The organism is Arthrobacter sp. I3, from assembly GCF_000520575.1.
GTDB classification, from domain to species: domain Bacteria; phylum Actinomycetota; class Actinomycetes; order Actinomycetales; family Micrococcaceae; genus Arthrobacter; species Arthrobacter humicola_A.
Genome location: NZ_KI914925.1, coordinates 8493 through 13134 on the forward strand (window position 1 = coordinate 8493; position 4642 = coordinate 13134).

5 protein-coding genes are annotated in these 4642 nt (G+C 65.5%); 2 read left to right on the forward strand and 3 right to left on the reverse strand.

The genetic code is table 11. From position 1 onward, the window contains the following. Positions 1-88 precede the first annotated feature (88 nt). Together Y706_RS0110965 and Y706_RS0110970 are read right to left on the reverse strand one after the other, a co-directional pair. Positions 89-412 carry a hypothetical protein gene (locus tag Y706_RS0110965; RefSeq protein WP_028276623.1) on the reverse strand — a complete coding sequence of 108 codons (324 nt, stop codon included), beginning with the start codon at positions 410-412 and terminating at the stop codon, positions 89-91. A 12-nt stretch (positions 413-424) separates the two neighbouring features. Then, a complete protein-coding gene (locus Y706_RS0110970; protein WP_028276624.1) occupies positions 425-1888 on the reverse strand; it encodes a protein adenylyltransferase SelO in 1464 nt (487 codons plus the stop codon). Positions 1889-1992: 104 nt separating this feature from the next. On the opposite strand from Y706_RS0110970, the gene Y706_RS0110975 reads away from it, so the two are divergent. Further along, positions 1993-2577 (forward strand): HhH-GPD-type base excision DNA repair protein, encoded by a 585-nt coding sequence (locus tag Y706_RS0110975; RefSeq protein ID WP_028276625.1) that lies wholly within the window; start codon positions 1993-1995, stop codon positions 2575-2577. A 15-nt stretch (positions 2578-2592) separates the two neighbouring features. On the opposite strand, the gene Y706_RS0110980 is transcribed toward Y706_RS0110975, so the two are convergent. Then, a complete protein-coding gene (locus tag Y706_RS0110980; protein ID WP_028276626.1) occupies positions 2593-3636 on the reverse strand; it encodes a Gfo/Idh/MocA family protein in 1044 nt (347 codons plus the stop codon). 355 nt (positions 3637-3991) lie between these two features. Between Y706_RS0110980 and Y706_RS28120 the strand changes: the two genes are divergently transcribed. Next, positions 3992-4642: MFS transporter (locus Y706_RS28120; RefSeq protein WP_043436014.1), on the forward strand; the 651-nt coding region annotated here is incomplete at its 3' end.

The following is a 4642-nucleotide window of genomic DNA, read 5'->3' on the forward strand; positions in this document are numbered from 1 at the left end:
GAGCCACGAGGGTTAGAGGGTCGACGGCTTGCCCGGCACGGTACCCGGTCCGGGAAAGACCGGGAAACGGAAGTTTCCCCGAAGGTGGCTACGTGTTGAGGTCCCAGTGGACACGGATCGCCTCGGCAACCGGCCCAGCGGTGACATCAATCCGGAAAGCAACGGGCGCGGTCCCAGTCTCCTCGATGACGGCGTCATGGTAAACGCGGCCGCAAGAGGAGCACAGGGTGTAGAGATCCTCGTCCTCAGGCCAGGTAGCCAGCCCCGCGGGCACGGGAACGTTTCCGCCAATGTGTACGGGCATTCCCTCTGAGTTGGCCTGAATCAATCCCTCGCTGCTGACGGTATTGCCGCAAACGCAGGTGATGGTGGTGACGTCATGATCGATGACCTCGGCGAATTCGGTATCCATGATCAGCTCCCCTCAGGTTCCGCAGAAGGTTCGGTACGGGCCAAAGCTTTCCGGGGCGGCAGCGGCGTAGCGCTCGAGGCCGGACCGCTCGTCGAAAGGTGCGGCGACTGCGTCCAGCAGCCGTGCCAGCGGATCCAGGTTTCCGCCGGTAGCGGCCGCCAGGGCCTCCTCCACCAGGTGGTTCCGCGGGATGTAGACCGGGTTGACCCGGTCCATGGCGTCAGCATCCGGCGCCAAGGCACGCCAGCGCCCTACCCAGGCATCGAAGGCTGCGGTGTCCAGGACCTGGGCCCGCGCGGCTTCGGCACGGCCGCGGGCGGCTTTGCCGAGGTGCCGGAAAAACGAGGTGTAGTCGGCCCGTGACTCCTGCATTAAAGCCACAACTTCATCCACGAGAGCCGAGGCCACGTCGTCGTCGAGCCCGTCACGGAACCCCAGCTTGGCCTTCATGCCTGCCGACCAGGCGTCACTGTACTGCCGGCGGAACTCGCCGAGGGCTCCCACCGCGAGCTCCACCGCCTGCTCCTCGTCATCGTGGAGCAGGGGCAGAAGCGACTCCGCGAGCCGGGCAAGATTCCACTCCGCCACCACCGGCTGGTTGCGGTAGGCGTAGCGCCCGCTCTCGTCGATCGAACTATAGACGGCGGCCGGGTCGAAGCCTTCCATGAAGGCACACGGCCCGTAGTCGATCGTTTCGCCCGAAATCGTCATGTTGTCGGTGTTCATGACCCCGTGAACGAATCCGACGAGCATCCACTGGGCCACCAGCGAAGCCTGGGCGGATATGACCGCTTGGAAGAGTGCTAGATAGCGGTTCCCGGCCTCCGCGGCGGCGGGGTGGTGACGGGTCAGGGCGTAGTCGGCGAGGCGGCGAAGGAGGCCGATGTCGCCCGTGGACCGGGCGTACTGGAAGCTGCCCACGCGCAGGTGGCTGCTGGCTACCCGGGTCAGAATGGCGCCCGGCAGGAGCGTCTCGCGCTGCACCGAACGTCCCGTCGCGACGACGGCGAGGGAACGGGTCGTGGGGATGTGCAGCGCGTGCATCGACTCGCTCACGATGTATTCGCGCAGCATGGGACCGACCACCGCCTGGCCGTCCCCGTTGCGGGCAAACGGCGTGCGTCCTGATCCCTTGAGGTGGACGTCGCGGAGCTGCCCGTCCGCGTGCCCGATCTCGCCCAGCAGGAGCGCGCGCCCGTCGCCGAGCCGGGGGGCGTACCAGCCAAACTGGTGGCCGGCGTAGGCCTGCGCCACCGGACTGGCATCGGCAGGGACGGCGTTGCCGGTCAACAGGCGCAGACCCTCCGGACTCCGGAGGAAGGCCGGATCGAGGCCCAGCTCAGTGCCGAGGTGCTCGTTGAGCACCAAAAGGTGCGGCTCGGGCGCCTCCTCCGCGCGCCAGGGAATGGCCATCTCCTGGAACTCCCGGGCGAAGCGGCCATCAAATGTGACGGTTGAATGCGCTGTGCCACTCATCTTTCAAGGATACCGGCCACAGCGTCAGCAATGCCGCTGGTCGCGGCGGAGCAGATTCGGGCCGGTGCCATGACGTGGCGCGGAGCTGGTGGCAGGATGGGCGCATGGAACTGCACATCACGGGCGACCCCGCCGCCGACCAACTGCTCAGCAATGACGCGTTCGCACTCCTCGTTGGCATGCTGCTTGACCAGCAGGTGACCATGGAGTCTGCGTTTGCCGGACCCGAAAAGATCCGGACGCGCATCGGGTCCATGGCCCCTGCCGCAATCGCCGAATACGACCCGGCCGGCTTCGTTGAGATCTTCAAGGAGCGTCCATCCATCCACCGCTTCCCCAGCTCCATGGCCGGCCGCGTCCAGGACCTCGCCGCGACCGTCCAAGGCGATTGGAATGGGGACGCAACTGCCATCTGGAACCAGGACGGCCCGGACGGTGAGGAAGTGCTGCGCAGGTTGAAAGGCTTGCCCGGCTTCGGGGAGCAAAAGGCCAAGATCTTCCTTGCACTGCTCGGCAAGCAGTGCGGCCTGCAGGCGCCAGGCTGGCGTGAGGCCGCCGGCCCCTATGGCCAGGAGAGCGCATTTCTTTCCGTCGCCGACATCGTGGACCCCGATTCGCTGAAAAGAGTGCGCGCCAGCAAGCAGGCTGCCAAGGCCGCCATCAAGGCCGCGAAGGCCTCCGAGCACTGATAAGGAGGGCCTGGATCAGCGGCTTCCAATGGCTTCGCCGGGGAAAACGATGCCGAGCTGGTTCCTGACGGCGTCGGCGACGGCCATGGTCCGGATGGATTCGGCGAGCGGCCGCTGCGGAACCTCCAGCCGCCCCGCCGCAATGGCGCTGGCGACGGCGGCAGCCTCGAAGTGCAGGCCCTCGAAGTGCGCTCCGGCCGGCTCCTCGTAGGCCAGCCGGGTACCGTCCGGGAAGTGGACGCTGAAGTTGCCTGGCATGTTAAAGGGCCCGTCAATTGACAGTGAAGCCTCGGTGCCCACAATGGTGGCGGACGTCGGCGTGAAGTTGTGCAATTGGGTGTTCATCATGGCCTGGCGTCCGCCGGCAAAGGACATGACGGCCGACAGCTGGGCATTGACTCCGGATTCGTGCGGTTCACCGAGTGCCAGGAGGCGGTCCGGTTCGCCCAGGACGGACGTGATGAGCGAGAGCGGATAGGTCCCCAGGTCCAGCAACGGGCCGCCCGCCAGAGCCGGGTCAAAGATCCGGTGGCTGGGGTCAAAGTGCTCACCGTATTCGGCGAAGACCGTAGTAAGGTCCCCGAGCATTCCGGAGTCGAGCACTTGTCGGATGACGTCGAACTTGGGCAGGAAAAATGTCCACATGGCTTCGGCGGCGAACAGGCCGGCGTCGGCGGCCCGGCTGGCGATGCCGGCCGCCTGCGCGCGGTTGATGCCTATCGGCTTTTCGACCAGAACGTGCTTGCCGGCGTCGAGCGCCATGAGGGCGGCCTCGTAGTGGAAGTTGTGCGGCGTGGCCACGTAGACGATGTCGACGTCGGCGGCGGCCAGCTCCTCATAGCTGCCGAAGGCAGCGGTGATGCCGTGCCGTCCAGCAAAGGCTTCGGAACGGTCCAGCGAGCGGGACCCGATTGCGGCGATAATCTGCGAGGTGTGCGCCTGGACGGATTCCGTAAAGCGCTCCGCAATCCAGCCGGGACCCATGATCCCCCAGCGGAGTGGTGGTGCGGTTCGGGAATCCGGGACCCGGGACACCGGGAGTGAGGAGTTCCCGGTCATGTGCCGGCTTCCATTGTGTTGACATCGATTCGCATAAGACTCATCGCCCTTTCCTGGATTTGTCCTGACATAGTAACAAATCGCTTCATCGGTAAAAGCCTGAAGAAATACCCGCTCCACCCCGGCGCCACACGCACCAGGCTTCCGGCATCCTCCCTGCTGCCGCGCCCGCACGGACTTGCCCCAACCGGCCGCCTCCAGGACACCCGTCGACCCTTTGAGCGCATGTCAAGACAAAGTCTTGACGGTCTCGTTAGAGCGCTCTAACGTAGAAGGTGCGTGATCCAGCACACTCCCGGGAACGCTCCCAATTCAAAGTCCGCCCTCCAGGTCGGCCGAATCGAGGAAGTCAACAATGTCGTTGCACACAGCAAGCTCGCCCGCATCCGGCTCAAAACACCGCGGGTATCTCGCCCGTCTCACTGTTATCTCCACACTCGGCGGACTCCTGTTCGGCTACGACACCGGCGTGATCTCCGGTGCGTTGCTCTACATGCAGGACTCCTTGAGCATGAGCCCGGTCGAAGAGGCCACCGTCGTCAGCGCACTGCTCTTCCCTGGTGCCGCGGTGGGCGCACTGAGCGGCGGCAGGCTCGGGTCGCCACGAGCGATGCGCGGCACGCTGCTTGTGTGCGCGCTGCTCTTCCTTCTCGGCGCGATAGGCTGCGCCATCGCACCGACTGTCGGGTTCATGGTCGTTGCCCGCGTCATCCTCGGTCTTGGCGTCGGCGCCGCTGCCGTAACGTGCCCTCTTTACCTGGCAGAAATGGCGCCCGCACATCTGCGCGGGCGCATGGTCACCATCAACGAACTGATGATCGTTACCGGACAGATGCTTGCTTTTGCCATCAACGCACTCCTCGACGCCGTCATCCACGACGCGGAGGTCTGGCGCATCATGCTTGGCATTGCCTCCATCCCCGCCATCGCACTCCTGATCGGCATGCTCGCCCTGCCCGAATCGCCGCGCTGGTTCGCTATCCGCGACAGGCTCGAGGACAGCCGC

Bases quoted from the DNA above. Each gene is read 5' to 3' on its own strand.
- Y706_RS0110975 (WP_028276625.1), top strand. From the start codon at position 1,993: ATGGAACTGCACATCACGGGCGACCCCGCCGCCGACCAACTGCTCAGC.
- Y706_RS0110980 (WP_028276626.1), bottom strand. From the start codon at position 3,636: ATGACCGGGAACTCCTCACTCCCGGTGTCCCGGGTCCCGGATTCCCGA.
- Y706_RS0110970 (WP_028276624.1), bottom strand. From the start codon at position 1,888: ATGAGTGGCACAGCGCATTCAACCGTCACATTTGATGGCCGCTTCGCC.
- Y706_RS0110965 (WP_028276623.1), bottom strand. From the start codon at position 412: ATGGATACCGAATTCGCCGAGGTCATCGATCATGACGTCACCACCATC.